This window comes from Candidatus Pelagibacter communis, from assembly GCF_001179985.1.
GTDB lineage: Bacteria > Pseudomonadota > Alphaproteobacteria > Pelagibacterales > Pelagibacteraceae > Pelagibacter > Pelagibacter ubique_J.
In genome coordinates this window covers 1-3827 of record NZ_CVSI01000021.1, presented here as the reverse complement: position 1 = coordinate 3827, position 3827 = coordinate 1, and the positions used below count along the sequence as shown (strand labels likewise).

General features: G+C 28.5%; 5 protein-coding genes. All 5 read right to left on the bottom strand.

What is annotated here, in order from left to right:
• Positions 1-370: RNA pyrophosphohydrolase (locus tag AMN80_RS00995; protein WP_075520168.1), on the bottom strand; the 370-nt coding region annotated here is incomplete at its 3' end.
• Between the two features lie 4 nt (positions 371-374).
• A complete protein-coding gene (locus AMN80_RS00990; protein WP_075520167.1) occupies positions 375-1511 on the bottom strand; it encodes a S41 family peptidase in 1137 nt (378 codons plus the stop codon).
• A complete protein-coding gene (gene rsfS / locus AMN80_RS00985; RefSeq protein WP_075520166.1) occupies positions 1511-1861 on the bottom strand; it encodes a ribosome silencing factor in 351 nt (116 codons plus the stop codon). Before rsfS ends, AMN80_RS00990 begins: the two co-directional genes overlap by 1 nt.
• Before the next feature lie 15 nt (positions 1862-1876).
• Complete coding sequence (nadD, locus tag AMN80_RS00980; RefSeq protein ID WP_075520165.1) at positions 1877-2413, bottom strand: nicotinate (nicotinamide) nucleotide adenylyltransferase; 537 nt, start codon at positions 2411-2413, stop codon at positions 1877-1879.
• Entirely contained in the window at positions 2394-3644 is a 1251-nt protein-coding gene (locus tag AMN80_RS00975) for a glutamate-5-semialdehyde dehydrogenase (RefSeq protein ID WP_075520164.1), read from the bottom strand. The genes nadD and AMN80_RS00975 overlap by 20 nt, the downstream gene beginning before the upstream one ends.
• Positions 3645-3827: the final 183 nt, after the last annotated feature.

Sequence of the window (3827 nt, the reverse complement as noted above, 5' to 3'; positions counted from 1 at the left end):
AAAACTCTGGTTTTTTCGTTTTAATATTGATCTCTGTATCCTCACCCTTAAATCTCATACAAAACCATTTTTGCTTTTGTCCTTTGTATTTACCTCTCCATATTATCCCAAGAAGATTTTCAGGTAAAAAATACGTTTGATAACCTTCAATCTCTTTTATTAAATCTACATTTTTTACACCTGTCTCTTCCTCAAGTTCTCTTAGCGCTGCATCTAAAAATTTTTCATTTCCATCTACACCACCCTGAGGCATTTGCCAATAATTGTGAGGGTTATCTAATCTTTTAGCTACAAAAACTTTATTATCTTTGTTTAAAAGAATAATACCTACGCCTATTCTTAAAGGCAGATTTTTAAACTTTTCCTGCATAAAATTATCCAGTAAATAATTTTCTAGCAAATTTAAGTTGATTATCGTTTTCAGAAAGAATTCTAAAATCATCAGATTCTTCTTCTACAGTTATATCTGGAATTACACCAACCTCCGAAATTGATTTACCTGATGGTAAATAATATTTTGAAATAGTTAATCTAATTGCGCCTCGATTTTTTAAAGGTATAATTGATTGTACTGACCCTTTTCCATAACTTTTCTCACCAACTAATACTGCCCGTTTGTGATCTTTTAAAGCTCCTGCAACTATCTCAGAAGCTGAGGCAGAACCTTTATTAATTAAAACTATTAAAGCTTTACCATTAATTATATCACCTTCTCTTGCAAACCATTTTTGGTTCTCATTTTTTTTTCTTCCTTTGGTCGATACTATTTCGCCGTCATCCAAAAAAAAATCTGATATCTTAATTGCTTGGCCTAGTAATCCACCTGGATTATTTCTCAAATCTAAAATATAACCCTCTATCTTTTTATTTTTTTTAAATTCTTTAATTTTCTTTTTAATTTGATCATCACTGTTTTCATTAAATGATGTGAGACGGATGTACCCAATTTTTTCGTCAAACACCTCGGATTTAACAGACGCAACCTGAATAATCTCTCTAGTTATATTAAATACTAATGATTTTCTTAAACCGATTCTTCTAACAGTAATTTCTAAAGTTGATCCGACAGGACCTCTCATTAATTCGACTGCTTCATTTAACGTTTTTCCTTGAACTTGTGTGTCATTTATTTTGACAATGTAGTCCCCAGCTTTAACACCTTCTCTTTCAGCAGGTGAATTATCTAGAGGTGATATAACTTTCACAACACCTGCTTCCATACCAACTTCTATACCCAGACCCCCAAATTCACCTCTAGTTTCTGTTTGCATTTCTTCCAAATTTTTTGGAGACATATATGATGAATACGGATCTAATGATTGTAAGACACCGTTTATTGCCGCATCTATAGTGTCTGATTGATCTACTTCTTCTACATATTCCTTATTAATTTTGTCTAAAACTTCTCCAAAAAGATCTATTTTATCATAAACTGTTTCTTCTTGAGCGGTAACTTTTCCAAAATACAAAATAAAAAAAATTATAAGAGTAAATATTCTTCTATTGTCCATTAAACAATTACCCTTTCTTTAGGAATTAATTCAGACCATATTTTCTCAAGCTCATAGAATTTTCTTTTTTCTGGATTAAAAATGTGAACAACAATATCGATACCATCAACAAGCTTCCATTCTGTACTGTCTCTTCCTTCAATTTTGCATTGACTAAATCCATTTTCTTTAAATTTGTCCAATACCTGTTCCGACAATGACTGAATATGTCTTGAAGAAGTTCCACTCGCTATAATCATATGATCCGCAATTGAGGACTTATCTTTTAAGTCAATTGAAACTATGTCCAGTGCTTTATTTTTATCTAATGTTTCAATTATTAATTTTTTAAGATTGGTTTTTTTGACCATTAATCACCAATAATATCAAAAATTTCTAATTTTAGAAGATGAAATGTTAACTTTTTTAAATTCAACATAAGTAAGACCTTTATTTTTGATTGATTTATATGCGATAGATTTTTTAGCCTTTGCTTTAAAACCATTTCTATCAAAAACTACGATTTTGGAAATTTTTGGTATTTCTTTCCAATTGTCCCATTTGTGAAAATTTAATAAATTATCTGCACCTAATATAAAATGTATCTCTTTTAATTTATTTTTACTTTTAAAATACTTTATTAAATTAATTGTCTTGTTTGAATTAATTTTTTTTTCTAAAAAAACAACTTTAATATAATTTTGTTTCTTTGTTAAACTTCTTGAAAGCTTTATTCTTTTGTTTAAACCAAAATAACTTTTTTTCTTAAATGGATTTTTTTTTGTAATAGCCCAAATTATCTTTTTTAAATTAAACTTTTTTTTTGCTATTTGAGAAATTTTTAAATGTCCTTTGTGAGGTGGGTCGAATGTGCCTCCCAGTATACCTATTTTTTCAATGCGTTTATTTTCTGATTTGACCATTTCCAGCTACGTGGTATTTAAATGATACTAATTGATTTAGCCCTACAGGACCTCTTGGTGGTAACTTGTTTGTAGATATTCCAACTTCTCCACCAAAGCCTAATTCCCCTCCATCAGCAAATTGAGTTGATGTATTATGCATAACTATAGAACTTTTTACATTTTTTATAAAATAATTAGCATTTACAGGGTTATTTGTAATAATAGAGTCGGTATGCATTGTACCAAATTTATTGATGTGTTGAACTGCTTCATTAACATTTTTAACAATTTTAACAGAGATTATTGAGTCAAGATATTCTTTACGCCAGTCTTTATTAGTTGCTTTTTTAAGTTTACCACTAAAAATTTTTCTGACTTTATTATCAGCGTATATTAAACAATTATTATTTTTTAATTCGTTAAGTATCAAATTAATTTCTTTTTTTGGACAATCTTTATGAATTAATAAGGTTTCAGTAGCTCCACATATGCTAACGTTTCTCATTTTTGCATTTAAAACAACATTCCTTGCCATTTTTGTATTTACTTTTTTATCTATAAATGTATGACAAATACCTTCTAAGTGACCTATTACTGGAACATTACATAGTTCTTTGACTTTCTTAACGAGGTTTTTGCCTCCTCTAGGAATCATAACATCAATATAATTTCTCATATCTTTTAGAAGTGAGCTAACAACTTTTCTATCTTTTCTTTCAATAAATTGAACATAATTCATATTCACTTTATTAGCCTTTAGAGATTTTCTAAATAGTTTGACAAATATTTTGTTAGTAAAAAAAGCTTCTGAACCACCCTTCAGGATCACTGAATTACCTGACTTAAAACAAAGACAAGATAGATCTACAGTTACATTAGGCCTACTCTCATAAATCACACCAATGACACCAATTGGAATAGATATTTTTTTAATTTTTAGACCGTTTGGTCTTTTCCATTTTTCTAAAATAACCCCAATTGGGTCCTTTAATTTAGTTATTTCAATTATCGTTTTAGTTATCGAACTAAGCTTTAATTTATCTAACTCGAGTCTTGCAACTAAATTTTTATCAATGTTTTTTATTTTGGCATACTTAATATCTTTTTTGTTTTGTTTAAGTATTTTATTTAAATTTTTTTTTATTAAACTGCTGAATTTCAATAAAACCTTATTTTTTGTGTTTGTATCCACTTTTTCCAAACTTGCTTTAACAGAATTTTGACCTAATTTTTGTAAATATTTTTTCATTCTAGATTTCCACCATATCATCTTTGTGAACAACTTCAGTTTTTGTTTTGTAACCTATTAATTCTTCAATTTTATTTGACTGATGACCTTTTATTTTATTAATTTCCTCAGATGAAAATGAACTCAGGCTATTGCAGATGGAAATGAAAAATTTTTAGATGCAGCGCTAAGAGAACTTGAGGA